Source organism: Rhizobium sp. BK619 (genome assembly GCF_014195245.1).
Lineage (GTDB): Bacteria > Pseudomonadota > Alphaproteobacteria > Rhizobiales > Rhizobiaceae > Rhizobium > Rhizobium acidisoli.
This window is the reverse complement of the sequence record NZ_JACIBH010000008.1, coordinates 125,767-152,286: the sequence shown is the minus strand read 5'-3', so window position 1 is coordinate 152,286 and position 26,520 is coordinate 125,767. Positions and strand designations below refer to the sequence as shown.

Annotated in this window: 26 protein-coding genes; 14 read left to right on the top strand and 12 right to left on the bottom strand. The window is 61.9% G+C overall.

Translation table 11 applies throughout. The features are described 5' to 3' along the window. Window positions 1-105 precede the first annotated feature (105 nt). A complete protein-coding gene (locus FHX14_RS16755; protein ID WP_054181794.1) occupies window positions 106-555 on the bottom strand; it encodes a DNA polymerase III subunit chi in 450 nt (149 codons plus the stop codon). Then, entirely contained in the window at window positions 555-2,045 is a 1,491-nt protein-coding gene (locus FHX14_RS16750) for a leucyl aminopeptidase (protein ID WP_184377838.1), read from the bottom strand. The genes FHX14_RS16755 and FHX14_RS16750 overlap by 1 nt, the downstream gene beginning before the upstream one ends. Before the next feature lie 144 nt (window positions 2,046-2,189). On the opposite strand from FHX14_RS16750, the gene FHX14_RS16745 reads away from it, so the two are divergent. The 7 genes from FHX14_RS16745 (at window position 2,190) to rsmA (ending at window position 10,629) form a co-directional block, all read left to right on the top strand. Further along, the gene (locus tag FHX14_RS16745; RefSeq protein ID WP_184377837.1) at window positions 2,190-2,963 is read left to right on the top strand and encodes a phosphatase PAP2 family protein; all 774 of its coding nucleotides are present in this window, start codon (window positions 2,190-2,192) and stop codon (window positions 2,961-2,963) included. A 100-nt stretch (window positions 2,964-3,063) separates the two neighbouring features. Then, window positions 3,064-4,245: an LPS export ABC transporter permease LptF gene (gene lptF, locus FHX14_RS16740; RefSeq protein WP_097627275.1), complete on the top strand. Its 1,182-nt coding sequence runs from the start codon at window positions 3,064-3,066 to the stop codon at window positions 4,243-4,245. After that, on the top strand, window positions 4,242-5,330 hold the full coding sequence (gene lptG, locus FHX14_RS16735) for an LPS export ABC transporter permease LptG (RefSeq protein ID WP_003587499.1): 1,089 nt from the start codon (window positions 4,242-4,244) through the stop codon (window positions 5,328-5,330). Before lptF ends, lptG begins: the two co-directional genes overlap by 4 nt. Next, entirely contained in the window at window positions 5,330-7,657 is a 2,328-nt protein-coding gene (locus FHX14_RS16730; protein ID WP_184377836.1) for an LPS-assembly protein LptD, read from the top strand. The genes lptG and FHX14_RS16730 overlap by 1 nt, the downstream gene beginning before the upstream one ends. Before the next feature lie 165 nt (window positions 7,658-7,822). Next, complete coding sequence (locus FHX14_RS16725; RefSeq protein ID WP_184377835.1) at window positions 7,823-8,767, top strand: peptidylprolyl isomerase; 945 nt, start codon at window positions 7,823-7,825, stop codon at window positions 8,765-8,767. A gap of 6 nt (window positions 8,768-8,773) precedes the next feature. Next, window positions 8,774-9,802: a 4-hydroxythreonine-4-phosphate dehydrogenase PdxA gene (pdxA, locus tag FHX14_RS16720; protein WP_184377834.1), complete on the top strand. Its 1,029-nt coding sequence runs from the start codon at window positions 8,774-8,776 to the stop codon at window positions 9,800-9,802. Beyond that, the gene (gene rsmA, locus FHX14_RS16715) at window positions 9,802-10,629 is read left to right on the top strand and encodes a 16S rRNA (adenine(1518)-N(6)/adenine(1519)-N(6))-dimethyltransferase RsmA (protein ID WP_184377833.1); all 828 of its coding nucleotides are present in this window, start codon (window positions 9,802-9,804) and stop codon (window positions 10,627-10,629) included. The genes pdxA and rsmA overlap by 1 nt, the downstream gene beginning before the upstream one ends. On the opposite strand, the gene gmk is transcribed toward rsmA, so the two are convergent. From gmk to fabD, 7 genes are all read right to left on the bottom strand, one after another. Beyond that, on the bottom strand, window positions 10,630-11,292 hold the full coding sequence (gene gmk / locus FHX14_RS16710; RefSeq protein WP_184377832.1) for a guanylate kinase: 663 nt from the start codon (window positions 11,290-11,292) through the stop codon (window positions 10,630-10,632). 3 nt (window positions 11,293-11,295) lie between these two features. Further along, the gene (locus tag FHX14_RS16705) at window positions 11,296-12,183 is read right to left on the bottom strand and encodes a YicC/YloC family endoribonuclease (RefSeq protein ID WP_184377831.1); all 888 of its coding nucleotides are present in this window, start codon (window positions 12,181-12,183) and stop codon (window positions 11,296-11,298) included. 18 nt (window positions 12,184-12,201) lie between these two features. Further along, window positions 12,202-13,440 carry an endolytic transglycosylase MltG gene (gene mltG, locus FHX14_RS16700; RefSeq protein ID WP_179610851.1) on the bottom strand — a complete coding sequence of 413 codons (1,239 nt, stop codon included), beginning with the start codon at window positions 13,438-13,440 and terminating at the stop codon, window positions 12,202-12,204. A 184-nt stretch (window positions 13,441-13,624) separates the two neighbouring features. After that, window positions 13,625-14,887 carry a beta-ketoacyl-ACP synthase II gene (gene fabF, locus FHX14_RS16695; RefSeq protein ID WP_003587507.1) on the bottom strand — a complete coding sequence of 421 codons (1,263 nt, stop codon included), beginning with the start codon at window positions 14,885-14,887 and terminating at the stop codon, window positions 13,625-13,627. 93 nt (window positions 14,888-14,980) lie between these two features. After that, window positions 14,981-15,217 carry an acyl carrier protein gene (locus FHX14_RS16690; RefSeq protein ID WP_003547058.1) on the bottom strand — a complete coding sequence of 79 codons (237 nt, stop codon included), beginning with the start codon at window positions 15,215-15,217 and terminating at the stop codon, window positions 14,981-14,983. Between the two features lie 286 nt (window positions 15,218-15,503). Beyond that, window positions 15,504-16,241 carry a 3-oxoacyl-[acyl-carrier-protein] reductase gene (fabG, locus tag FHX14_RS16685; RefSeq protein WP_003587508.1) on the bottom strand — a complete coding sequence of 246 codons (738 nt, stop codon included), beginning with the start codon at window positions 16,239-16,241 and terminating at the stop codon, window positions 15,504-15,506. A 29-nt stretch (window positions 16,242-16,270) separates the two neighbouring features. Then, entirely contained in the window at window positions 16,271-17,215 is a 945-nt protein-coding gene (gene fabD, locus FHX14_RS16680) for an ACP S-malonyltransferase (RefSeq protein WP_054181785.1), read from the bottom strand. A 213-nt stretch (window positions 17,216-17,428) separates the two neighbouring features. Between fabD and FHX14_RS16675 the strand changes: the two genes are divergently transcribed. The 6 genes from FHX14_RS16675 to FHX14_RS16650 all read left to right on the top strand — a co-directional run bounded on the left by FHX14_RS16675 (window position 17,429) and on the right by FHX14_RS16650 (window position 23,078). Continuing rightward, on the top strand, window positions 17,429-18,472 hold the full coding sequence (locus tag FHX14_RS16675) for an aldo/keto reductase (protein WP_184377830.1): 1,044 nt from the start codon (window positions 17,429-17,431) through the stop codon (window positions 18,470-18,472). Between the two features lie 315 nt (window positions 18,473-18,787). Continuing rightward, a complete protein-coding gene (gene rpsF / locus FHX14_RS16670) occupies window positions 18,788-19,255 on the top strand; it encodes a 30S ribosomal protein S6 (RefSeq protein ID WP_003574183.1) in 468 nt (155 codons plus the stop codon). Between the two features lie 14 nt (window positions 19,256-19,269). Then, window positions 19,270-19,518 carry a 30S ribosomal protein S18 gene (rpsR, locus tag FHX14_RS16665; RefSeq protein ID WP_003547038.1) on the top strand — a complete coding sequence of 83 codons (249 nt, stop codon included), beginning with the start codon at window positions 19,270-19,272 and terminating at the stop codon, window positions 19,516-19,518. 149 nt (window positions 19,519-19,667) lie between these two features. Beyond that, window positions 19,668-20,654, top strand: a complete 987-nt coding sequence (locus FHX14_RS16660; protein ID WP_003587511.1) for a DUF2232 domain-containing protein — start codon at window positions 19,668-19,670, stop codon at window positions 20,652-20,654. A gap of 21 nt (window positions 20,655-20,675) precedes the next feature. Next, window positions 20,676-21,254: a 50S ribosomal protein L9 gene (rplI, locus tag FHX14_RS16655; protein WP_003574185.1), complete on the top strand. Its 579-nt coding sequence runs from the start codon at window positions 20,676-20,678 to the stop codon at window positions 21,252-21,254. A gap of 327 nt (window positions 21,255-21,581) precedes the next feature. Then, on the top strand, window positions 21,582-23,078 hold the full coding sequence (locus FHX14_RS16650; protein WP_184377926.1) for a replicative DNA helicase: 1,497 nt from the start codon (window positions 21,582-21,584) through the stop codon (window positions 23,076-23,078). A gap of 177 nt (window positions 23,079-23,255) precedes the next feature. Here FHX14_RS16650 and FHX14_RS16645 read toward each other — a convergent pair whose 3' ends face one another. The 3 genes from FHX14_RS16645 to FHX14_RS16635 all read right to left on the bottom strand — a co-directional run bounded on the left by FHX14_RS16645 (window position 23,256) and on the right by FHX14_RS16635 (window position 25,163). Beyond that, window positions 23,256-23,558, bottom strand: a complete 303-nt coding sequence (locus tag FHX14_RS16645; RefSeq protein WP_003587514.1) for an AzlD domain-containing protein — start codon at window positions 23,556-23,558, stop codon at window positions 23,256-23,258. Further along, window positions 23,555-24,274, bottom strand: coding sequence for an AzlC family ABC transporter permease (locus FHX14_RS16640; protein WP_184377829.1), 720 nt, complete (start codon window positions 24,272-24,274; stop codon window positions 23,555-23,557). Before FHX14_RS16640 ends, FHX14_RS16645 begins: the two co-directional genes overlap by 4 nt. Before the next feature lie 67 nt (window positions 24,275-24,341). Further along, window positions 24,342-25,163 (bottom strand): AraC family transcriptional regulator, encoded by an 822-nt coding sequence (locus FHX14_RS16635; protein ID WP_003587517.1) that lies wholly within the window; start codon window positions 25,161-25,163, stop codon window positions 24,342-24,344. A 190-nt stretch (window positions 25,164-25,353) separates the two neighbouring features. On the opposite strand from FHX14_RS16635, the gene alr reads away from it, so the two are divergent. After that, window positions 25,354-26,520: an alanine racemase gene (gene alr, locus FHX14_RS16630; protein WP_184377828.1), complete on the top strand. Its 1,167-nt coding sequence runs from the start codon at window positions 25,354-25,356 to the stop codon at window positions 26,518-26,520.

The following is a 26,520-nucleotide window of genomic DNA, read 5'->3' as shown; positions in this document are numbered from 1 at the left end:
ACGCCTTCTCAGACTTGCAGGCTGAGCAACAAGAGCCGCCGCAAGGGTCAGGTTTTCGCAGGCCGACAATCGGCGCCATACCGGCGCCGATTTCCGGTGAAACGCTCAGGCCTTCTTCTCCCACCGCCCTTCCGGCGTCTGTTGCCAATAGGTGAGGTTATGCCCCTCGCCTTTCAGCTTCTTCCATTGCGCCCTGGCGGCCTCCAGTTGCGCCTGGTCGTGACCATCGAACATGAAGACGACGCGTTCATAGGCATCGAGCGGCGGCGGCTCGGCGCCGTCGATGATGAAACGCACGGTCGCCGCATTGGCATTGCCTGATGTCACGGTCAAAAGCACCGGCTGGTTTTCGGCGAAATCGCCCTCGTCGGTGCCGTGCGGCAGAAAACTCTCCTCACGGAACGTCCAGAGATGCGCGTCGAGAGCATCGCGCCGCGCCGGCTCGCGCGTCTGGACGGCGACGCGCCAGCCGCGCTCGACGCTTTTGTCGATCAGCGGCGGAAGCGCGTCTTCCAGCCTGGTTTCGGTCAGATGATAAAAGAGAACGTCCGTCATCAGGATTCATAATGGGCGCGAACGAGCTCGTCGAGCAAGCGCACGCCAAAACCGGAACCCCAGGACTGGTTGATCTCGTCCTGCGGCGAGCCCATCGCCGTGCCGGCGATATCGAGATGCGCCCAGGGCGTATCCTGCACGAAACGCTTGATGAAATGCGCCGCGGTGATCGAGCCGGCCTGCCGGCCGCCGGTGTTCTTCATGTCGGCGAACTTGCTGTCGATCAGCTTATCGTAGTCCTTGCCGAGAGGCATGCGCCAGAGCTTCTCATTTGTGGAAAGGCCGGCTTCCGTCAGCTGAGCAGAAAGCTGGTCGTCATTGGAAAACAGGCCGGCATGCACATTGCCGAGCGCCACGACGATCGCGCCGGTCAGAGTGGCGAGATTGATCATGAATTGCGGCTTGAAACGGTCGTTGCAATACCAGAGCGCATCGCAGAGCACGAGACGGCCTTCGGCATCGGTATTGATCACCTCGATCGTCTGGCCTGACATCGAGGTGACGATATCGCCGGGACGCTGGGCGTTGCCGTCAGGCATGTTCTCGACTAGGCCGATGACGCCGACAGCGTTGACGGCGGCCTTGCGCGAGGCGAGCACATGCATGAGGCCGGTGACGGCTGCGGCGCCGCCCATATCGCCCTTCATGTCTTCCATGCCGGCGGCCGGCTTGATCGAAATGCCGCCGGTATCGAAGACGACACCCTTGCCGATGAAGGCGACGGGACGATCCTTGGCTTTGCCGCCCTTCCACTGCATCACCGCCAGGCGCGGCGGACGCACGGAGCCCTGGGCGACGCCGAGAAGGGCGCCCATGCCGAAACGGCGCATTTCCTTCTCGGTCAGGATTTCCACTTCGACGCCGAGCTTTTCCAGTTCCTTCGCCTTGGCGGCGAACTCGACCGGGCCGAGCACGTTCGGCGGCTCGTTGACGAGGTCACGGGCAAGATTGACGCCGCCAGCGATCGCTTCGGAATCGGAAAACGCCTTCTTGACGCCGGCCGGATCGGCGGTGACGATCGTCACCTTGACGGATTTGCCCGCCTTTTCCTCGTCGTCGTTCTTCTTTGTCTTGTAGGTATCGAAACTATAGGTGCGCAGCAGCATGCCGAGGGCGAAATCGGCGGCGGCCCGCGCGCTCGTCTGAAGGCCGGGCACGTCGATGAAAACGGCGGCCTTGTCGGTGTTCTTGATTCTCGCTGCCGCTGTACCGCCGGCTTTCAGCCAATCATGGGCGGTGAGGTCGACGGCCTTGCCGAGCCCGATGACGACAATGCGCTCGACGGATGCGCCTTCCGGGGCGACGATATCGAGCGCGCTCATGGATTTCGCGGAGAATCGGGCGATCCTGGCGGCCTTGCCGATCACACCTGCCGGATCGACTGTTTCGGCGCCCGCAGCGCTTTCGGCGTCCGTGGTCTTCAACAGGATCGCCAGGCCGCCAGTGAGCTTTGCCGATTTTGAGAATGAGATTTCGAACTTTGCTGACATGTCTTCTCCGCTGGGATTCTTTGAAATCCGTCCGCCGCGGATAATTTCGCGTTTGGCGGGTCTGTCAATGGCTTGCGACAATTGTTATGGTCGCCCGCGGCCATCACGGCCCTCATGTTTTCGTCAGTTTCGTAGTTATTCGCGTTGACAGTTTTTTCCAAAAATCGCCCGCAGGGTCCGATAATCCGCCTGCCACAAACGACCTTCGGCGCCTTCATGCTGCTGTTCTGGACGTGGTGGGCGCTGCTGATCGTCTTCCGCGCCTTCCCCGGGATAGACATCTATTTTTCCCAGCTTTTTTTCTTGCGCGCAGATTGCGACGCGGCTGCCGCGGCCGGCAGCGTCTGCGGCGGCTTTCCCTATCGCGACTCGGGGAACTTCGACCTTTTACGCACCGTCTTCTTCCGCCTGCCCTATGTCGTGGCGATCGTGATGGTGTGGAAGCTCATCGAATGCCACCAGCAGCATGGCGCAACCTTCAACGCCGAACGGGCACGCAAGCTGAAAGTCGCGCTCGGAACGCTGCTGATCGGACCGGTGCTGCTCGTCAATGTCATCCTGAAGGAACATTGGGGCCGGCCGCGGCCGATACAGACGGACATTTTCGGCGGCGCGCTGCATTTCGTCGAGGCGGGTTCGCTTGCCGGAAAATGCGTTTCGAACTGCTCTTTCATCTCTGGCGAGGCAGCCAGCGCCGGCTGGCTTTTCTGCCTTCTGCTCTTCGTTCCGAAATCCCTGCGTTATGCAGTGGCAGCACCGCTGGCGGCGGTCTCGATCCTGACGCCTGCGATGCGGCTATCCTTCGGGGCGCACTACCTGTCCGACGTCGTTCTCGGATGGCTTTCGTCGCTTGTCGTCTTCGCCGCGTTGCTGGCGTTAACCGAGTCGCAACAGCATCAAAAAAATTCTGAAAATTGAATGAATTTTTGACACCAGCTTGTCGCAAAACCGCGACAAAGAGCGTAGAGGGTTTCTCCTGCAAAGCCGTTTGGGCGTGCAGGTGCTTTCAAGGGCAGGCATGAAACTACTCGAGACATACATATTACGGCGCGTCGGCCAGATGTTTCTCGTGGCGCTCCTGCCCGTTCTGGCGATCATTTGGACGACTCAGGTTTTGCAGCGCATCAACCTGGTGACCGACAGCGGCCAATCGATCGGCTCGTTCGCCAAGCTCGCGACGATGATTCTGCCGTCGATCATTCCCGTTGTCCTGCCCTTCGCCCTCGTTATCGCGATCACCCAGACGCTGACGACGATGAACAACGATTCCGAGCTTACCGTCATCGACGCGGCCGGGGCGCGGCGCAGCGTGCTGATCCGCCCGATCCTGCTGCTTGCCGCCGTCGTCAGCGTCTTCTCCTTCTTCGTCGACAACGTCGTCGAGCCGCGCGCCAAAACCGTCGTGCGCCAGATGATCGCCGAGACCTATGCCGACCTCTTGTCTTCGGTGATCGAAGAAAAGACCTTCCGCAAGCTTGATGAAGGCCTTTATGTGCAGATCTCGAAGCGGATGGCCGGCCGCATGCTGAAGGGCCTTTTCGTCGCCGACGAACGCGACCCGGCCTATGAGCTGATCTATTATGCGAAGGAAGGCGCCGTCGACGATACCGGCACGACGCTGATCATGCATGAGGGTGAGGTTCACCGCAAAACGCCCGACGGCAACGTCTCGGTGATCAATTTCGATTCCTATTCCTTCGACCTCTCGGACATGACGGAGAATCGCGGCCAGGCGACGTTGCGCGCCAGCGACCGCGACCTGTGGTTCCTGCTCAATCCGGATCCGGCCGACAAGGACTATACGATCCGGCCGCAGAGCTACCGCGCCGAACTGCATCGCCGGCTGACGGACTGGATCCTGCCTGTCGTCTTTGCGCTGTTTTCGCTGGCGATCGCCGGCGATGCGCGCTCGCACCGCGAAGCGCGGCTGCATCCGATGGTGAGCGCGCTCGCCTATGCCTTCGCGCTCAGATGGGCGGCATTCTACGCGGCCAATCAGATCGACACCGATCCTGAATATATCGTCGTTCTCTATGCCATACCGATCGTCAGCAGCATCATCTCGATCGTCTTCCTCGGCCTGCACAAACGACTGGCCGTACCGTCGTTCATTCGCGACCGGATGTCGTCTTTCTGGAGACGGACGCAGGAAAGGCTGCTTGCCGCGACCGGCAGGGCCGGCGGAGACGCCGCCCAATGATGTTCGGGACATTGTCGCGCTATTTCTTTCGCCGCTACCTGGTGACGATGGGCTGGTTCCTGATCGGCGTCTCGGCGATTTCCTTCCTGCTCGATTTCAGCGAGACGGCGGGCCGCATGTCCGGCCTGCCCGGCTACACGATCGGCGGCGGCATCCTGATGACCGCCGTGCGCCTGCCGCTGATCCTGCAGCAGACGGTGCCTTTCATCGCGCTGTTCGTCGGCATGACGGTGCTGATCGGGCTCAACCGCAAATATGAGCTCGTCGTCACGCGCGCAGCCGGCATTTCGGTCTGGCAGTTCATGTTCCCCTTCATCGCCGGCTCGTTGATACTGGGCCTGCTGACGATGACGGCGCTCAACCCGCTTGCCGCCTGGGGACAGCGCCAGGCGCTGCTCGTCGAATCCGACTGGCGCGGCGAGAACGCGGTTCTGCGCAAGGCGCCGCAGATTCCGTGGCTGCGCCAGATCAGCGGCCGGGACGATGTCATCATCGGCGCCCATACGGTTCAGGAGAACGGAACCAAGCTGATCGACGCCGTGCTGATCCATTTCGATTCAAGCGGTCAGGTCATTCTGAGACAGGACGCCGCGACGGCAAAATTGGAAGATGGTTACTGGCAACTTAACAACGTTGTCGAGCGCAAGCCTGGCGAAATCCCCGTGCGTAAAGCTTCGGTTCAACTTCGCACCAATCTGAAACAGGACTTCGTCCAGGAGCGGCTGACAGCGCCGGAAACAATTGGTTTCTTTGACCTTTCCAACCGTATTGCCGCGGCCAAATCCTTCGGCATCTCGACCAAGGCGCTGGAGACGCAATTCAACTCCCTGTTGTCCCAGCCGTTGCTGCTGGTGGCCATGACTTTCATTGCTGCAACAGTGTCCCTAAAATTTAGCCGGTTCAACCAATCCCGCTCCGTGATTCTGGGTGGCATCCTCTCGGGCTTCATGCTTTATGTCATCACCGTGCTTGTAAAGGCATTCGGAAGCAGTGGAGTTGTGCCCCCCTTCGTGGCGACGTGGATACCGGTGATCGTCGCGCTGGCCTTGGGTGCGACTATTCTGCTTCATCAGGAGGACGGCTAGTGGCGGCAGGCGACCGCAAGTATTTTAGTAATCAGTTGGTTGCCCTGCTCGTCGGCGCGACTCTATGTTCCTATTTCGGCAGTGTCCCGGTCTCCTACGGCCAGGCCAATACGTCCGCTCAAGATATCGGAAAGAATATTCCGGAAGGGGCCAAGCTTCTGCTTTCGGCCAATGAACTCGTCTACAACCGTGACGCCGATCTGGTGTCGGCGGTCGGCGGCGTGCAGATCAATTATGCCGGCTATAAAATGGTCGCGCAGAAGGTCGAGTACAACCAGAAGACCGGCCGGATGATGGCGCTCGGCAATGTCGAGCTGGTCAGCCCGGACGGCAACCGCATCTATGCGGACAACCTTGACGTGACCGACAATTTCGCCGACGGGTTCCTGAACTCGCTGCGCATCGAAACCTCCGACAATACGCGTATCGTCGCCGAAAGCGGCCAGCGTGTCGGCGGCACGATGATGATTCTCAACAAGGGCGTCTACACCGCCTGCCTTCCCTGCGCCGAAGATCCGAAGCGCGCGCCTTTCTGGCAGGTCAAGGCGAAGCGGGTGATTCAAAACGGCGTGACCCACACGATCCGTCTGGAGCGGGCGCGCTTTGAGCTGCTCGGTTACCCCATCGCCTTCGTGCCGTTCATCGAGGTCCCCGACAATACGGTGAAGCGCAAGTCGGGCTTTCTCTTCCCGACGATGAGCCTGTCGCAGAATCTCGGCTTCGGTCTTTCCATTCCTTATTATTACGTGATCTCGCCGAGCATGGACGCGACGGTCACCACGACCGGCTACACCGCCCAGGGCTTCCTCGTCGAAGGCGAATTCCGCCAGCGCTTCGAAAACGGCACGCATATCCTGCGCGTCGCCGGCATAGACCAGGCAAAGCCGGACAATTTCAGCTCCGGCACCAGCGATGCCGAAGCCAGTCGGCGTGGCATGGTCGCCTCGAAGGCCGAATTCCGTATCAATCCGCGCTGGACGTTCGGCTGGGACGTCATGGTGCAGAGCGACAACAATTTCTCGAAGACCTACAAGCTGAAGGACTTCACCGGCACGGATCGCACCAACCAGATCTACCTGACCGGACTTGGGAAACGGAATTATTTCGACATGCGGGCGTTCTATTTCGACGTCCAGGATGCCGATCGGAAGAACACGGCCGAAAAGCAGCAGGCGATCGTCTATCCGGCGCTCGACTACCACTATGTGGCGCCGCAGCCGCTGGCCGGCGGCGAATTGTCGGCTGATGTCAACCTGACGAATATTTCGCGCACCCATGACGACTTCTATACCGTCGACGGCTTCGACCGCTTCCGCGGCCTGAAGGGACAGACCTCTCGCCTGACGGCCGAACTGCAGTGGAAGCGCACCTACGTCACGCCGACCGGCCTGGTGATCACGCCGCTTCTGGCCGCCCGAGGCGACGCCTTCGCGCTCAACATGGACAACCCCACGGGTTACACCGGCAACTATCTCGACGACAATTCCGCCACCCGCTCGATGTTCACCGCCGGGCTGGAGCTGCGTTATCCGATCCTGATGACGACCGAGAACAGCACCCATATTCTCGAACCGATCGCGCAGATCTATGCCCGCCCCGACGAGCAACTCGCCGGCCGGCTGCCGAACGAGGATGCGCAGAGCTTCGTCTTCGACGCCACCTCGCTGTTCGATCGCGATAAGTTCTCCGGCTACGACCGCGTCGAGGGCGGCACCCGCGCCAATGTCGGCATCCAGTATACCGGGACGTTCGACAGCGGCTACAAACTGCACGGCATCTTCGGCCAATCCTATCAGATTGCCGGCCAGAACTCCTTTGCCACCGATGATCTCGTCAATGTCGGTGCGGATTCGGGCCTGGAAACCGACCGTTCCGATTATGTCGGCCTTGGCGGCGTCGAAACACCATACGGCGTTTCCGTCGCGGCCTCCTATCGCCTCGACGAGAAGGATTTCGAGTTCCGCCGCGGCGACCTGACGACAGCCTACCAGAACGATACCTTCCAGACGCAGGTGACCTACACCCATCTCAGCGCCCAGCCGGCCTATGGCTTTGCCGAGGACAACGACGAAATCCAGACCAGCAGCAAAGTCAAATTCAAGGATTATTGGGCGATCTTCGGCGGCATCGCCTGGGATCTGAACAATGATGTGCTCAGCCGCCGGACGCTCGGTCTCTCCTATGAGGACGAATGCACGATCTTCACGATCGCCTATACCGATACCCGGGACTCCGACGACGAGTCGGCCAGCGACTGGACGATCGGCGCAAGGCTGACCTTCCGGACGCTCGGTGACATCAAGATCGGTTCAAACACCCTTGAGTGACGGGCGGCCGGCGCAAACATGGCCTGAAGCCATTCTTTCGCCGCATGCCTGTGCAGGACATTGCCGCCAGTCGATATCTGAGGCATAGGGGTTTCGCCGCGTGTCTCGCACTGTGGTAAAAAACGCCGCGAACAACGTTTCGCGGCGCTATCGGGAGGTCAGCAGATGATTGACGCGAAAAGAGCCATAACCAAGTTCCTTGCCGGGGCAGCGCTTGCCTTGCTGACGGGGGTTGCCGCTCCGGCACTTGCCGCAAGCGAGGTCAAGGCCGTGGTGAACGGCACCGCCATCACCAGCGGCGACGTCGCCAAGCGCCAGGCCTTCCTGCGCCTTCAGCACACTAAGGCCGACGCCAAGGCTGCCGAGGAGCAATTGATCGACGAAACGCTCAAGCGGCAGGAGGTCTCCCGCGTCCACATGTCGGTCTCGCAGCAGGATGTCGATGCGTCTTTCGCGCGCTTTTCGGCCGGCAACAAACTTTCCGTCGAGCAGATGTCGCAGATCCTCGATCGCGCCGGCGTCGGTGTCGACCATTTCAAGGGTTTCATCGCCGTGCAGATGAGCTGGCCGCGGGTCGTCAACGCGCGCTACGGTTCGACCTCGCGGCTGTCGAACTATGATCTCGTCTCGCGCATGATGCAGAACAACAAGCAGAAGCCGGTGACGACCGAATATATGCTGCAGCAGATCATTTTCGTCATTCCGCAAGCCAAGCGCAACGCCATCACCGGCAAGCGCAAGGGCGAGGCTGAGGCATCGCGCTCGAAATTTCCGGGCTGCGACCAGGCAAAGGTCTTTGCCGCGACGATGCGCGACGTTTCCGTGCGGGATCTCGGCCGCATGCTCGCGCCCGAAATCCCGCCGGATTGGAAGCCGCTGGTCGAGCAGGCCAAGGGCAATACGACAGGGACCCGCGTCACCGACAAGGGCGTCGAATATCTGGCGATCTGCAGCCAGCGCCAGGTTTCCGACGACCAGGCTGCCGAAATGGTCTTCCGCCAGGAAGATCTCGGCAAGGCCAAGGGTGGCAAGGACGCCAGCCCGGAGAACGAAAACAGCAAGAAGTACCTGGATGAACTGCGCAAAAAGGCGCAGATCGCCTATCGCTGACCTGCGATGACGATACCGTTTTCGCGACCGCTTGCGCTGAGCCAGGGCGACCCCGCCGGCATCGGGCCGGATATTACGCTGATGGCCTGGCTCCGGCGGCGTGAACTCGGGCTGCCGCCTTTTTTCCTGATCGGCGATCCCGAGGTGTTGGCGTTGCGAGCCCGCCAGCTCAACCTTTCGGTTTCGATCCGCGAGACGGATAAAGCCAGCGAGGCTGCCGGTATGTTTGCCGATGCGCTGCCCGTCATGACGGTGCCTGCCGGTATCGAGGTGGTTGCCGGCGAACCGCATGCGGCAACGGCGAAGGGCACGATCGCGGCGATCGAAAAAGCCGTGTCGCTCGTCATCACCGGCGAGGCGCTCGCGGTCGTCACCAACCCGATTGCCAAGTCAGTGCTCTACGAGGCCGGTTTCCGGTTTCCCGGCCATACCGAATTTCTCGCCGATCTCGCCGCCAGGGCGACGGGCAGGCCGGTGACGCCCGTCATGATGCTGTCAGGACCGAAGCTTCGGGCTATTCCCGTCACCATCCACATTCCGGTCAGGGACGTGCCCCAGGCGTTGACCGGCGAACTGATCGTGGAAACCTGCCGGATCGCCCATGAAGACCTGAGGCAGCGTTTCGGCATCGCGGCGCCGCGGCTCGCGGTTGCCGGCCTCAACCCGCATGCGGGCGAAGGCGGGTCGATCGGCAGGGAGGACGAGGATGTCATCCGCCCGGCGATCCAGCGCCTGCGCGACGAGGGCATCGATGCGATCGGCCCCCTGCCCGCCGACACGATGTTCCATGACGAGGCGCGGGCGCGATATGACGTCGCCGTTTGCATGTATCACGATCAGGCGTTGATCCCGGCCAAGGCACTCGGCTTCGACGACAGCGTCAACGTCACGCTCGGGCTTCCCTTCGTGCGCACCTCGCCGGATCACGGCACCGCTTTCGGCATCGCCGGCAAGGGGCTGGCGCGCGAGCAGAGCCTCGTTGCGGCGCTGAAGCTCGCCGCCCAGCTCGGCCGCACTGCAGAAAGCCACCGCTGATGGCAGCACTCGATGGCCTGCCGCCGCTTCGCGACGTCATCCAGCGTCACGGCCTCGATGCGCGCAAGGCGCTCGGGCAGAACTTCCTGCTCGACCTTAACCTCACGCAGAAGATCGCCCGCACGGCGGGTGCCCTCGAAGAGGCGACCATCTTCGAGGTCGGCCCCGGCCCCGGCGGGCTGACACGGGCAATCCTGGCGCTCGGCGCCCGGAAAGTCATCGCCGTCGAGCGGGATACGCGCTGCCTGCCGGCACTCGCCGAGATCGCCGATCACTATCCCGGCCGGCTAGAGGTGATCGAAGGCGATGCGCTGAAGACCGATTTCGAGGCCTTGGCGCCTGATGGACCGATCAAGATCATCGCCAACCTGCCCTACAATGTCGGCACGCAGCTTTTGGTCAACTGGCTGCTGCCGAAGGCTTGGCCGCCATTCTGGCAGTCGCTGACGCTGATGTTTCAGAAGGAAGTCGGCGAGCGTATCGTCGCCGGTGAAGACGACGACCATTATGGCCGGCTCGGCGTACTCTGCGGCTGGCGGACGCAGGCGCGCATGGCCTTCGACGTGCCGCCGCAAGCCTTCACGCCGCCGCCGAAGGTAACCTCGACGGTCGTGCATCTGACGCCGCGTGAGAACCCTATTCCCTGCGCTGTCGGTAATCTGGAAAAGGTAACGCAGGCGGCCTTCGGCCAGCGCCGCAAGATGCTGCGCCAAAGCCTGAAACCGCTCGGCGGCGAGAGGCTTCTCGTCAAGGCCGGGATCGATCCGGCCCGGCGGGCGGAAACCTTGTCAGTCGAGGAATTCTGCCTTCTCGCAAACAGCCTTTAGCTAAAGCGACGGCGTCTCTTCCAGCAGTTCCCGGACGAAATCGAACATGCCGTGGCGGCGATCGCGGCGCAGGCGTTCGGCCTTGACGATCGACTGGACGGCGTCGAAGGCGGCGTTGAGGTCGTCGTTGACGATGACATAGTCATATTCGCGCCAGTGGGCGATCTCGGCGCGGCTGTTGGCGAGGCGCGTCTGGATGACATCCTCGGAATCCTCGGCGCGGCGGTGCAGCCGCGACTGCAGCTCGGTCATGGTCGGCGGCAGCACGAAGATCGAAACCACGTCGGCCGACATCTTTTCCTGCAATTGCTGGGCACCCTGCCAGTCGATATCGAAGAGCATGTCGCGGCCCTCGGCCATGGCTTGCTCCACAGGCTCGCGCGGCGTGCCGTAGAAATTGCCATGCACCTCGGCCCATTCCAGCAGCGCGTCGCTATCGCGCAGCCGCTCGAACTCGCGCACGCTCTTGAAGTGGTAATGCACGTCCTCGATTTCGCTCGGACGGCGCTGGCGCGTGGTGACGCTGACGGAGAGGCCGATTTGCCTGTCCTTCTCCAGCAGGGTCCGCGCGATGGTGGACTTGCCGGCGCCCGACGGCGACGAGATGACAAGCATCAGACCGCGGCGAGCGATCTGGACGGGCGAGGATTTCGCCGGATTCATGTCCTACTCCAAATTCTGGACCTGCTCGCGGAACTGGTCGATCACAACTTTCAGTTCGATGCCGGCGGCGGTCACCGCCGAAGCATTCGACTTCGAGCAGATGGTATTCGATTCGCGGTTAAATTCCTGTGCAAGGAAGTCCAACCGGCGCCCGGCAGGGCCATCTTTCACCAGGAGATCGCGCGCCGCGGCGACGTGCGCCTTCAGACGATCGATTTCCTCGCGCAGATCCGCCTTGGTCGCCAGCAACGCCGCTTCGGCATGCAGCCTGTCGCGGTCGAGCGCGGCCATGCCGTCCATTAGCAAGGCGACCTGACCCGCAAGCCGCGCGGCGATCTCTTGCGGCGAGCGCGAGGTGTCGGCCTCAATCGTCCGCGTCAGGCCTTCGATCGTCTTGACATGGTCGAGAAGAATGCGGCTCAGGGCCGCCCCTTCCTGCTCCCGCATCGCCCTGAGGTCGGCAAGGGCGGCCAAAAGGCCGGCGGTGATATCGGTGTCACGAGCGGCAAGCGCCTCCTCGCCATCCTCGCTTTCGCGGAATTCCACGATGCCGCGCACCAGAAGCAGCGTATCGAGCTTCAGCGGCGACGGATCGATTATCCCGTCCAATTGCTCGCGCATGGCAAGCACGGCGGCAAGCGCTTCCCTGTTCAGCACGGCCTCGAAGCGGTTCTCGTCGGCGGTGACGGAGAGCGATGCCTGCAGATTGCCGCGACTGAAGCTTTCGCCTGCAAGGCGGCGGACATCCGCCTCCATGCGTTCGAGGCCGGGTGGCAGGCGCAGCCGCAGGTCGAGGCCCTTGCCGTTGACCGAACGCAGTTCCCATGCCCAGCGCCAGCGGCCGCTCGTTCCCTCGCGCCGCGCAAAACCGGTCATGGACTGCAAAGCCATACGAGCCTCCAGAAGCTATCAGTTAATCTTCTTTTTCTTCGGCGGCACGACGGCAGCGCCGTCATCCGCCGGCTGCTCTTCCGGCTGGCCGTCGACGGCGATGTTGGGGTCCGAACCCTTGTCGGCTTCGAGCTTGCGCCAGCGCTTGACGTTGGCATTGTGCTCCTCGAGCGTCGCCGCGAAAACATGGCCACCGGTGCCGTCGGCGACGAAATAGAGGTCCTGCGTCTTCCAGGGATTGGCGACGGCCTCAAGCGCATCCTTACCCGGATTGGCGATCGGCGTCGGCGGCAGTCCCTTGATCACGTAGGTGTTGTATGGCGTCTCCCGCTTCAGGTCCGACTGGTAGATCGGCCTGTCGGCCGGTTTGCCGTCGCCGCCGAAGAGACCGTAGATGATCGTCGGATCGGACTGCAGGCGCATGCCTTTGCCGAGCCGGTTCAGGAAAACGGACGCGACATGGGCGCGTTCGTCGGCAACGCCGGTTTCCTTTTCAACGATCGAGGCGAGCGTGACGAACTCTTCCTTGGATCGCAGCGGCAGCGAGGAGTCGCGCTTGTCCCAGATCTGATCAACAATTTTCTGCTGCGCCGCCGCCATCTGCTGGATGATTTCCGAGCGCTTGGTGCCGCGCGAGAACTTGTAGGTGTCCGGGCGCAGGCTGCCCTCCGCCGGCAGCGCGGCCGGCAGGTCGCCTTCCAGGACCTGATCCTCCAGCATGCGGTTGAACATCTGGCGGACCGTCAGACCCTCGGGGAAGGAAACGGAATAGAGAATGGATTTGCCCGACTTCAGAAGCTCCATGATATCGCTCATCGAAGCTCTGGCCTTGATCTCATATTCACCGGCCTTCAGGCTCTCGCCGGCAGACAGATGCGTTGCCGTGATATAGCGGAAGATGCGGGCATCACTGATGATCGCATTGCGCTCGAGATTGGAGGCAATTTCGGCGAGACCGGCGCCGTTGCGGATGATGAAATTGGTGTTGGTCTGCAGCGGACCGGGGTTCCGGTAGGTCGACGTGGCGTAATAGAAGCCGATGACGGCGACGACGCAGACCAGCACGGCCATCGTCATGATGAAGTTCAGGAAAAGAACGACTTGGCCGCGGGCTTTCTTGGACCGTTTCGGCGGCTCCGGAACGCGCTCAGGACGCAGAGCTTCGCTCGGCGACTTCGGAATGATCGGTCCCTTCTGCGCTTGCCGGCCGTTCTCGCCCTGCGGGGTATCGTTGCTCTGGTTCGTCGTATCGCTCACCGGCAATCCTCTAAAACTTGACCCTCACTTCGCTATTTCGCGAAGCAATGCGGCAAAAGCAGGTTCTGCCGCCGCTCAACGGCGCCCCTGCCGGCCGTTATGCTCCCGCACACGCTGTTCCGCAATGCAGAGGACCGGCCGGTTGCGGTGTAAGGCACAACACCCATTACACCGCGCGAGACCCCTATTGCGCGTAACGGCGCAGGACGAGCGACGCATTCGTGCCGCCGAATCCGAACGAGTTGGACAGCGCCACATTGATTTCCCGCTCGCGCGCCTTGTGCGGAACAAGATCGATCGCCGTCTCGCGTTCGGGATTGTCGAGGTTGAGCGTCGGCGGCGCGACATTGTCACGGATGGCGAGCGTGGTGAAGATCGCCTCGATCGCGCCGGCAGCACCGAGAAGGTGTCCTGTCGCGGATTTGGTCGATGACATGGAGATCTTCGACGCGGCATTGCCGACCAGCCGCTCGACGGCGCCGAGCTCGATCGTGTCGGCCATGGTCGATGTGCCGTGGGCGTTGATATAATCGATATCGGCTGGCGTCAGCCCGGCGCGCTTCAGGGCCATCGCCATGCAGCGGCCGGCGCCCTCGCCGTCTTCGGACGGCGCGGTAATGTGATAGGCGTCGCCCGACAGGCCGTAGCCGACGATTTCGGCGTAGATCCTGGCGCCGCGCGCCTTGGCGTGTTCCAGTTCCTCGAGCACGACGATGCCGGCGCCCTCGCCCATGACGAAGCCGTCACGGTCGCGGTCATAGGGGCGCGAAGCCTTCTGCGGGTCGTCGTTGTGCTGGGTCGACAGCGCCTTGCAGGCGGCAAAACCGGCGAGCGAAATGCGGCTGACGGGGGATTCCGTGCCGCCGGCGACCATGACGTCGGCATCGCCAAGCGCAATCAGCCGCGCGGCATCGCCGATCGCATGCGCGCCTGTCGAGCAGGCGGTGACGACCGAATGATTGGGTCCGCGCAGCTTGTGGCGGATCGACACCTGGCCGGAGACGAGGTTGATCAGGCGGCCGGGAATGAAGAAGGGGGAGATGCGGCGCGGGCCTTTGTCGCGCAGGGTATAGCCCGCTTCGACGATGCCTTCGATGCCGCCGATGCCGGAGCCGATCAGCACGCCGGTGGCGATCTGGTCCTCATCGGTCTCGGGGTGCCAGCCGGCATCGGCAAGCGCCATATCGGCGGCGGCCATGCCGTAGATGATGAAGGGGTCGACCTTGCGCTGCTCCTTCGGCTCCATCCACTGATCGACATTGAAGGTGCCGTCGGTGCCGTCGCCGATGGGGATACGGCAGGCGATCTTGGCGGGAAGGTCGTCGACCTCGAATTCGGTGACGAGGCGGGCGCCGTTCTGACCGGCAAGCAGCCGGGACCACGTCACCTCGGTTCCGCATCCCAAGGGTGATACCATGCCGGTACCTGTTATGACGACACGTCTCATCGCGTGCTTTCCCCCGTCTGTTATGTTCTATGGAGAAATATGCCGAAAAGAAAAGGGCGGACTCCAGGCCCGCCCTTTCTCAAAATTACAGAATCAGGCCTGGGCCTTCTCGATAAACTTAACGGCATCGCCGACCGTCAGGATCGAGTCAGCAGCGTCGTCGGGAATTTCAACGCCGAATTCTTCTTCGAAAGCCATGACCAGTTCGACCGTGTCGAGCGAGTCAGCGCCTAGATCGTCGATAAAGCTGGCGCTCTCGACGACCTTGTCGGCATCGACGCCAAGATGATCAATAACAATTTTCTTTACGCGTTCTGCGATATCGCTCATGTCGGTTTCCTCGACCTTATGTCCTGATCGGAATGCCGTTGCGGCACCCCTACCCTGTTTCAGCCTGCGATGTTTTCAGACATCCTCGGCAAACTCGTTTACCCGGCTTCAGAGATGTCCCAGGCTTGCGAAAAGCCCGCCGGTCCGTCTGCTTTCTCGGGACGACTGTTGACAGTCATGGCCCGCTTAACATGCTTTAGGTCCGCCGCAAAGCGAGAAAATCAACGGTTCGTGATTGCTCAACATGCTATTGGCGGAAATACTCCCATGCCAGCGGTTTGTCGTTTCAGATCATCGCCATGCCGCCGTTTACGTGCAGCGTCTGGCCCGTCATATAGGCAGCCTCGGAGGAGGCAAGATAAGCGACCGCCGAAGCAACTTCACCGCCTGTGCCCATGCGCTTCATCGGGATCGCTCCCATGATCGCTTCCTTCTGCTTGTCGTTCAGCTTGCCGGTCATGGCGCTCTCGATGAAGCCCGGCGCCACGCAGTTGACCGTCACGTTGCGGGTGGCGATTTCCTGGGCGAGCGACTTGGTGAAGCCGATCATGCCGGCCTTGGAGGCGCAGTAATTGGCCTGACCGGGATTGCCGGTGACGCCGACGACGGAGGTGATGTTGATGATGCGGCCATAACGGCGGCGCATCATCGGATGCGTCAATTCGCGCGTCAGGCGGAAGGTCGACGTCAGGTTCACTTCGAGCACCGCGTCCCAGTCTTCGTCGCTCATGCGCACGAAGAGGCCGTCCTTGGTGATGCCGGCATTGTTGACCAGAATATCGACGCCTTCGAGTTCGGCCTCGGCCTTTTGGCCCAGCGCCTTGACCTCGTCGCGGTCGGAGAGATTTGCCGGGAAGATCTTGACGCGCTCGCCAAGATCGGCCGCCAAGGCTTCCAGCTTCTCGACGCGGGTGCCGTGCAGGCCGACGATAGCGCCCTGCTTATGGAGAAGGCGGGCGATTTCCTCGCCGATACCGCCCGATGCGCCAGTGACGAGAGCCTTGCGGCCGGAAAGATCGAGCATGGAAGCGTTCCTTTATCTGGAGATAGCAATCAGGCCATGAGGGCGGCGACGGCCGCGTCGATATCCGCCGGACCGTTGACGGAGATGCCGTTGATCGTCTTGTCGATGCGCCGGGCAAGGCCGGTCAGCACCTTGCCGGAGCCGAGTTCATAAAGCGTCGTGACGCCATTGCCGGCGAACCATTCCACCGTCTCGCGCCAGCGGACCTGACCGGTCACCTGCTCGACCAGCAAGTTGGCGATCTCGTCGGCTGTGGTTACGGGCACGGCGCGGACATTGGCAATAACGGGCACGACGGGATCTGATTTGGCGACCTTTGCCAGTGCTTCGCGCATGGCGTCGGCGGCAGGCGCCATCAGCTTGGAATGGAAGGGTGCGGAGACCGGCAGCAGGATGGCGCGCTTGGCGCCCTTGTCGGTTGCGAGCCCCGCGGCCTTTTCGACGGCTGCCTTCTCGCCCGAAATGACGATCTGGCCGCCGCCATTGTCATTGGCGATCTGGCAGGCGCCGGTCGCCGCAGCCTCTTCGCAGACGGCAACGACGTCGGCATGCTCGAGGCCGATGATCGCGGCCATGGCGCCGACGCCGACGGGGACGGCCGCCTGCATGGCATTGCCGCGGATGCGCAGCAGCCGTGCGGTGTCAGCGAGCGAGAACGTACCGGCGGCGCAAAGGGCAGAATATTCGCCGAGCGAGTGGCCGGCGACGTAGGCGACCTTGGACTTCAGATCCAGTCCCTTGGCCTCAAGAACGCGGACGACGGCGATCGAGACAGCCATCAGCGCCGGCTGAGCGTTCGCCGTCAGGGTCAAGGTCTCCTCGGGACCGTTGAACATGACGTCGGAAAGCTTTTCACCGAGCGCCTCATCGACCTCGTCGAAAACGGCGCGGGCTTCCGCGAAATTCTCGGACAGATCCTTGCCCATGCCGACGGCCTGACTGCCCTGACCGGGAAAAGTGAAAGCAATGGTCATTCTCGTGTCCCTGGCTCTTGCCCCTGATTGCGCCCCTTGAGGCTGTTTTGCCTCCAATTGACATTCTTTCCGGCAGAGTCAAGTGGCGGCTCATTCTCCGCAAAGCCTTTCGCACCGGCATAAAAGCCCGGTTTTTACTCTTGCGCTCCGCCAAATCCGGCCTAGATTTGCCCGGTCCTTCCCAAGGCGTCAGCTCTCTCCCAAGGTTTTCTCATGAAGTACAATTCACTCGGCCGCACCGACATTTCCGTTTCAGAAATCTGCCTTGGCACCATGACCTGGGGTTCGCAGAACAGCGAAACCGACGCGCATGCGCAGATGGATTACGCCGTCGAAAAGGGCGTCAACTTCTTCGATACCGCCGAACTCTACCCGACCACCCCGGTTTCGCCGGAAACACAGGGCCGGACCGAAGACTATATCGGCAGCTGGTTCGGCAAATCAGGCAAGCGCGGAGATATCGTGCTTGCGACCAAGGTCGCCGGCCGCGGCCGCGAATATCTGCGCGGCGGCGAAGGTGCGGATGCCAGGAATATCCGGCTGGCGCTCGAGGCCAGCCTGAAGCGGCTGCGGACGGATTATGTCGACCTCTATCAGGTCCACTGGCCGAACCGCGGCCATTTCCATTTCCGCCAGAACTGGAGCTACAATCCCTTCAACCAGGATCGCGACAAGGCCGTCGCCAATATGCTCGACATTCTGGAAACGCTCGGCGCCCTGGTGAAGGAAGGCAAGATCCGGGCGATCGGCCTTTCCAACGAAACCACCTGGGGCATCCAGAAATATCTTACGCTGTCAGAACAGAAGAGCCTGCCGCGCGTTGCCAGCGTCCAGAACGAATATAATCTGCTCTACCGCCATTTCGACCTCGATCTGGCCGAGCTCTCGCATCACGAGGATGTTGGGCTGCTCGCCTATTCGCCGCTCGCCGGCGGCATCCTGTCGGGTAAATACGTCGATGGCGCCAGGCCGAAGGGCTCGCGCGGCTCGATCAACCACGATATCGGCGGCCGCCTCCAGCCGCTGCAGGAGCCGGCGACCAAGGCCTATCTGGGGATCGCAGCAAGATACGGCCTCGACCCGGCGGCCATGGCGCTCGCCTTCTGCCTGTCCAGGCCCTTCATGGCCTCGGCCATCATCGGCGCCACCTCGATGGAGCAACTGAAGGTCGATATCGGCGCGGCCGACCTTACGCTTTCGGCCGAGATACTGGCGGAGATCGCCAAGGTGCATCGGCAGTATCCGCTGCCGCTCTGACCCTGTTCCTCTCGTCCGGCCCGACGCGACCGATCGGCCTGCGTCGGGCTTGCATGTCCGATTGGGCTTGCCTTCCCGTGAAAAATCCGTATAAGCCGCCCTGTTCGTTAACCCGGTCTTCTGGCTGGTGGCTGAACGGAGGGCCGGTTTCCTCTTGGAAATCGTTCGGAACGGAAGCGTTCCAGCCTCCCGTGTCTCCGCTCTCGACCGTCTCGGAAAACGCTTTCTTGCCTGGGTCCGCCCAATCAGGAGCAGTCGTTGAGGCTTAGCCGCCGAATATCGGGTTGAACCAAACGCAAGAAAGGCAAAGCTGTCATGGCTCTTTATGAACATGTATTCCTTGCCCGGCAGGATATTTCCGCTCAGCAGGTCGATGCCCTCGTAGAACAGTACAAGGGTGTGATCGAAGCTAACGGCGGTAAAGTCGGGCGTATCGAGAACTGGGGCCTCAAGTCCCTCACCTACCGCATCAAGAAGAACCGCAAGGCGCACTACGCCCTGATGGACATCGATGCACCGGCTGCTGCCGTCCAGGAAATGGAACGTCAGATGCGCATCAGCGAAGACGTTCTTCGCTACATGACGATCGCCGTCGAAAAGCATGAAGAAGGTCCGTCTGCCATGATGCAGAAGCGCGACCGTGACGACCGTCCGCGCGAAGGCGGCCGTGGCCCGCGTGAAGGCGGCTTCGGCGATCGTGACCGTGGCCCGCGTCCGCCGCGTGAAGGTGGCTTCGGCGACCGTGAAGACCGTCCGCGCCGTCCGCGCGAAGACCGCGTATAAGGGAGATCTAAGATATGTCTGAAACTTCCTCCGCTCCGGTCCGCCGCCCGTTCCATCGCCGCCGCAAGACCTGCCCGTTCTCCGGCGCCAACGCGCCGCGGATCGACTACAAGGACGTACGTCTGCTGCAGCGCTACATTTCCGAGCGCGGCAAGATCGTTCCGTCGCGCATCACGGCCGTTTCCCAGAAGAAGCAGCGCGAACTCGCCCAGGCGATCAAGCGCGCCCGTTTCCTCGGCCTGCTGCCCTACGTCGTCGCCTAAATAGAATATGTGACCCCCGGATCGCTGATCCGGGGGTTGCCTCCCTTCCGCGATGGGCGCGGATCGGAACTCTTAAAACCCATGTTGAGACGTTTCTGAATTCGATTCAGCAACATCCTCTAACTGCTTGATGAAGCAGGACAGCGACCTTGAACCGACCGAATTTTAAAACGCTGCTGATCGGCGCACTCGCCGGATTGACCGCCTTCCTGCTGATGCTGGGGGCGAGCATGCAGCCGTCGTTTTTCAGCGCGCTGCTCTATACGGCCTCGGCGCTGCCGATCCTGCTCGTCGGTCTTGGCTGGGGCAACGCCGCCGCTATCGCCGCCGTCGTCACCGCAGCGGCGCTCGGCGCGACCCTCTTCTCCCCTTCTTTCGCGCTGATCATGACGCTGGTGACGCTCCTGCCGGCCGGCTGGCTCAGCCATCTCGCCAATCTCGCGCGTCCCGCTTCCGAACTCGGCGGCCCCGACCATCTGCTTGCCTGGTATCCGCTCTCCGATATCCTGCTGCATCTCTGCGGCTTGGTGACGCTCGCCGTCATCGTCATCGGCGTGATGATCGGCTACGGGCCTCAGGTCACCGATCAGATCGTCGATCTGCTGATCGCCTCCGTCAAGGAACAGCAACCGGAATTCATGCCCGATCCGGCCGCGACCGCGCAGACCAAATCGCTGATCGTGCTGATGCTGCCGGCTTTGCAGGGCGGCATGTGGGTGAGCATGCTGTTTGCCGCCTATTATTTCGCCGTGCGCATCGTCGCAGCGTCCGGCCGCGGCCTTCGCCCGCGCGAGGACATCCCCTCGTCGCTGCGCATGAACCGCAACTCGATCTTCATCTTTCTCGCCGGGCTTGCCGCCTGCTTCTTCGGCGGCGTGCCGGCGCTGGTCGGCGCGACCGTGACCGGCACCTTCGGCGCCGGCTTCATGCTGTCCGGTTTCGCCTCGCTGCATTTCCGCACGCGCGGCAAGGACTGGCGTTTGCCGGCCCTCATCCTCAGCTACCTGGCCTCGATGCTCATGCTCTTGCCAGCTCTCCTCATCCTCGTCCTCGGTCTCAGCGATACGCGCAAGGCGATCGCGCTGACCCCGACGAAAGATGCCGATGCCCCCAAACAATCCGATACGAAAATCTGAGACACAGAAAGGCAAAAGAAAATGGACGTCATCCTTCTCGAACGCATCTCCAAGCTCGGCCAGATGGGCGAAACCGTAAAGGTTCGCGATGGCTTTGCTCGTAACTACCTGCTGCCGCTCGGCAAGGCGCTGCGCGCCAACGCCGCCAACAAGACCCGCTTCGAAGCTGAGCGCGCGACGCTCGAAGCCCGCAATCTCGAACGCAAGTCGGAAGCCCAGAAGGTCGCCGACGTTCTCGACGGCAAGTCCTTCATCGTCGTGCGCTCCGCCGGCGAAACCGGCCAGCTCTACGGCTCGGTCGCTGCCCGTGACGTCGTCGAAATTCTCGCCGCCGAAGGCTTCAACATCGGCCGCAACCAGGTTCACCTCAATACCCCGATCAAGGCGATCGGCCTGCACAAGGTCGAGCTGCAGCTGCATGCCGAAGTCGAAATCCATGTCGAGCTGAACGTTGCCCGTTCCGCCGAAGAGGCAGAGCGCCAGGCCAAGGGTGAAGAACTCACCTCGGTCGACGCCATCTACGGTGTCGACGAAGACGCTCTGCGTCCGGAAGATTTCTTCGATCCGGAAGCTGACGGCGTCGACGAAGACGAAGCATAATATCGCCGGAGCAATCCGCGACAGGAGCCCGGCCATCGCGCCGGGCTTTTTCGTTGGGGATTTTCCGGATGTTTTTGCTGCGGGCCTTATGGCATCGCGCTAAAATAACCTTCTCCGAAACGGATGGGCTGAGTCGGCACCATGCCGTGTCATACGGGTGACACTGACAGTATTTCTCCTTCGTGTTGCCCGGGACTGTGGAGAAGTCGAACAACGTGCACAGCGTTCAGGATTTAAGCGAAGCGGGCGCCTGCTCCTTTCGCAGCCTCTTGATTTTCGCGTCCGGAATTGCAAATCCGGAACTGGAAAAAGACAGAACGGATGATGATGAACGACGCCGCTCGAAAGATTGCAGCCGTTGCCCCCTCGGAGCAGCATTATCGCGAAGCACCCAACAACATCGAAGCCGAGCAGGCGCTTCTGGGTGCCATCCTGATGAACAACGACGCCTATTACCGGGTGTCCGACTTCCTGAAGCCGATCCATCTTTACGAACCGCTGCACCGGAAGATCTTCGAGGTTGCCGGCGATATCATCCGCATGGGCAAGATCGCCAATCCGGTGACGATCAAGACCTTCCTGAAGGCCGACGAGAAGGTCGGCGACATGACGGTGTCGCAATATCTGGCAAGCCTCGTCAGCAACGCCGTCACCGTCATCAATGCCGAGGATTACGGCCGGGCGATCTACGACCTGGCGCTGCGCCGGGCGCTGATCACCATCGGCGAGGATGTCGTCAACATTGCCTATGACGCGCCGCTCGACATGCCGCCGCAGTCGCAGATCGAGGATACCGAACGCCGCCTCTTCGAACTGGCGGAAAACGGCCGCTACGACGGCGGCTTCCAGGCCTTCAACGATGCGGTTGCGCTGGCGATCGACATGGCGGCAGTCGCCAAGGAACGCGACGGCGGGCTTTCCGGCATTTCCACCGGCATCCATTCGCTGGATTCCAAGATGGGCGGCCTGCAGCGTTCGGACTTGATCGTGCTTGCCGGACGCCCCGGCATGGGCAAGACCTCGCTTGCGACCAACATCGCCTACAATATCGCCGCCTCCTACGAAGGCGAAGTCCAGTCGGACGGCAGCATGAAGGCGAAAAACGGCGGCGTCGTCGGCTTCTATTCGCTCGAAATGTCGTCGGAACAGCTTGCCACCCGTATCATCTCCGAGCAGACGGAAGTCTCCTCTTCGAAGATCCGCCGCGGCGACATCAACGATGCCGATTTCGAAAAGCTCGTCGCCTGCTCGATGATGATGCAGAAGGTGCCGCTCTATATCGACCAGACCGGTGGTATCTCGATCGCCCAGCTATCGGCGCGCGCGCGCCGTCTCAAGCGCCAGCGCGGCCTCGACGTGCTGGTGGTCGACTACATCCAGCTGATGACCGGCTCTGGAAAATCCAGCGACAACCGCGTGCAGGAAATCACCCAGATCACCACCGGCCTGAAGGCACTCGGCAAGGAACTCAACGTTCCGATCATCGCGCTCTCGCAGCTCTCGCGCCAGGTCGAAAGCCGCGACGACAAGCGGCCGCAGCTTTCCGACCTTCGCGAATCCGGCTCGATCGAGCAGGACGCCGACGTCGTGCTCTTCGTGTTCCGCGAGGAATACTACGTCAAAAATTCGGAGCCGCGCGACATCAACGATCCGAAATATCCGGAATGGGAAGCCTTGTTCGACAAGGTGAAGGGCACGGCCGATGTCATCATCGCCAAGCAGCGTCACGGGCCGACAGGCACGGTGAAGCTCGCCTTCCAGTCGGAATTCACCCGCTTCGCCGATCTCGCCGATCCCTCCTTCACCCATTACGAGGAACATTGACGCGGTTTCCCGCGTCAAGTTCCATGGGCGCAATTCCGGGCGCTAAACCGCTGCACACTTTTGCTGAATTGCGCTAAAGCGCGTCGCATCAAATTTGATTCATGCGACGCGCTTTAGCTCTTTGTTTTGATGCATGTCGTTATCCCGGAACCGCTGCACACTTCCGGGCGACATGCATTAGAGACCTGCTGCCCGCAACAGGGCGACCGTCGTCACGCCAACCACGACGCTTGCAAGCATCGGCAGATGGCGTGCAGCGACGGCAGTTACCGCGCAGGCCAGCGTCTCCGCCCAACCGACCGCAAAGGCGGTCGGGGCGATGACGGCCATCAGCACGGCCGGCGGAATGGCTTCGATCGCCGTTCTCCGCCGCTCGTCCATCTCTATGTAACGGATCAACACGAGGCCGCTAACGCGGGTGAAGACCGTTGCGGCAGCCATCGCGAGGATGGCGATAAGGGTGTTGAGGTCGAGCGTCATGCCGCTTGCTCCCGCGCCCTGCCTTGCCAGAGGGCCATTGCCAGCCCGGCCAGCGCACCGGCGGCGATATACCAGACCCCGGGCACGAAGTGATGAACCGCAACGGAGGCGGCACCGCTTGCCGCGAGGACGGCGCCTGTTTCCAGACCCTTCCAGAAGCCCATGACGAGCACGACGAAAACCGCCGGAAAGGCGAAGTCGAGGCCGATGACGGCAGGATCGCCGAGAAAGGCGCCGAGCAGAGCGCCCGTCAGCGACGAGCCGACCCAGGTGAGGTAGAAGGGCGCGACGATGCCGGCATACCAGGCGGGTGTCAGTCGGGTGCTACCGGCGCGGAATTCCGCCATGGCCCAGAGCTCGTCGGCGAGGAAGAGCATGGCGATATAGCGTTTGATGCCAGGGAAGGACTGCATCTTCGTGCCGATCGACGCGCTCATCAGCACGTGGCGGATATTGACCAGCAGGGCGGCGAAGCCGACGCCGATCCAGCTTGCCGGATGCGTCCAGATGTCCATCGCCACGAATTGCGAGCCGCCCGCAAAGACAAGTGCGCTCATCAGCGTCGTTTCCAGCGGCGAAATGCCCTTGGTGGCCGCGACCGCGCCGAAGACGAGGCCGATCGGCAAGACAGCGACGACAAGCGGAAAGATGGCGCGCATTCCGGCGAGAAATTCGCCGATAAGAAATTCACCGGATGGCCGGCTGTGCTGCAACATGGCAACCTCCTGATCAAGATCGCGGAGGGTTAGCCCAGCCCGCCATGGCTGTATTGAACGAAAGTGATCAGCCGGTGCGGAATTGGCCGGGGGTTACGCCCGTGCGCGCCTTGAAGTGCCGGGTAAAATGCGCCTGATCGGCAAAACCGCATTCAAGCGCAATATCGGCCGGCATGTGCCCCTGCCGCAGCAGGCGGCGGGCCACCTGCACGCGCCGATCGGTGAGGAAGGCATGCGGGGTAATGTGATATTCCTTGCGGAAGGCGCGGATGAGGTGAGCGCGGCTCAATCCCGCCACGCCGGCCAGTTCCTCGAGGCCGACATCGCTGTCGAAATTCTCGATGAGATATTCGCGGGCGCGGGCGACCGCGCTTCGTTCCTGCGTATCGACAGGCACGACGATCGTGCTGCCGTGGCGCGCAAAGATCGCCGCCAGCACCGAGAACATGCTTTCATCGGCCTCCAGCGCGCCTGCTCCCCTTTCGAGCGTGCGGTGGGCGGCATGAAACGCATTGGCAAGTTGCGGATCGCGCGGCAGCGCACTGGAGAAAGACGGCGTCGCGTGGAAGGCCTTGCCCGTGACATCCTCCAGAATATCGACGAACAGCTTCGTATCCGGATAGATCATGCGATAGCGATAGCCTTCTCCGCCGGGCGTGCCATCATGAACGACGCCGGGATCAATGAGATAAAAATCACCCGGGCCGGTTTCCTCTTTCCTGCCGCTGAGAGTAGCGATCTGGGTGCCGCTTTCGATCGCGCCGATGCTGAACGTATCGTGCGCGTGCGGCGCGTATTCGTGCGTCAGGAAAGTGGCGCTCAAGCACTCCATATCGCGGAAGCGGCCATCCCGCCAGAAGCGAGCCGTTTCCACGTTGGCAAGCGGCATGGCGTCTGCCGCCTCTTTCTGCGATACGTTGTGCATCCGATAAGATTAACGCCGAAGCCAGCATGCGTCTTGAACAAAAGTGATCGTGCAAAAAGCAAAGGGTGGTATGTGGCTGCCTGCGCTTTCCCTTGACCGCAATGCTCTCTAGACTGGTCCCAAGCGGTTTCCTTCCACTATTTCACGGCGATTCATGACAGATTTTCCTATTCCCTTCGAAGACGACGATCTTTTTGCTTCCGCGGGCCTGCGGCTGACCGTCGATCTGACCGCGCTGACGGAGAACTGGCGCGACATGGTGCAACGCTCCGGTGCGGCGCGTGCTGCTGCCGTCGTCAAGGCGGATGCCTATGGCATGGGCATCGAGGATGCCGGTGAAGCGCTCTATATGGCAGGCGCCCGCGACTTCTTCGTTGCCACAGTCGACGAGGGCGTGACACTTCGCCTCTATGCGCCGGACGCCCGCATCTTCGTCCTGTCAGGCATATGGCCGGGCACCGAGCGGCGCTTCTTCGACAATGATCTGGTGCCGGTGATTTCCTCCGACGAGCAGCTTGCCTTCTGGATGGCCGTGCTTGCCGATTATGGCGATTACCCCTGCGCACTGCATGTCGATACCGGCTTCAATCGGCTCGGGCTGCATATGGACGATGCGATCGCGCTTGCCGACGACGTTTCGCGGCCGGCGAGCTTTGCGCCGGTGCTTGTCATGAGCCACCTCGCCTGCGGCGACGAGCCCAGCCATGCGATGAACCGGCAGCAGCTCGAATCATTCCGCAGGGTTAGCGCCGCCTATGAAGGTATCGATTCAAGCCTTGCCGCCTCGGCCGGTATTTTCCTTGGCGAGGATTATCACTTCGACCTGACCCGTCCCGGCATCGCGCTTTATGGCGGCGAAGCTGTCTGCGGACTGGCGAATCCGATGCGGCCGGTGGCAACAGCGGAGGCGCGCATCATCCAGGTGCGCAGCGTCGAGGCCGGCGAGACCGTCAGCTATGGGCGGGCGCTGCAGCTTCGCCGCAAAAGCCGGCTGGCGATCGCTTCGGCCGGGTATGCCGACGGTTACATGCGCGGGTTGTCGAGCGGCGGCGTGCCGCTGCGCCAGGCCGTGCCGCAGGGCGGGCAAGGCTTCATCGCCGGACACAAGGTGCCGGTCGCCGGCCGGATCACCATGGACCTGACGATCTTCGATATCACCGACCTGCCCGACAACGCCGTGCGCGCCGGCGATTATGTCGAGCTGTTCGGAAAGAATATGCCGCTGGACGACGTGGCGCGGGCGGCGGGCACGATCGGATACGAGATCCTGACCAGCATGGGGCTGCGCCACGAACGGCGCTATGTCGCCGACGAGGAATAG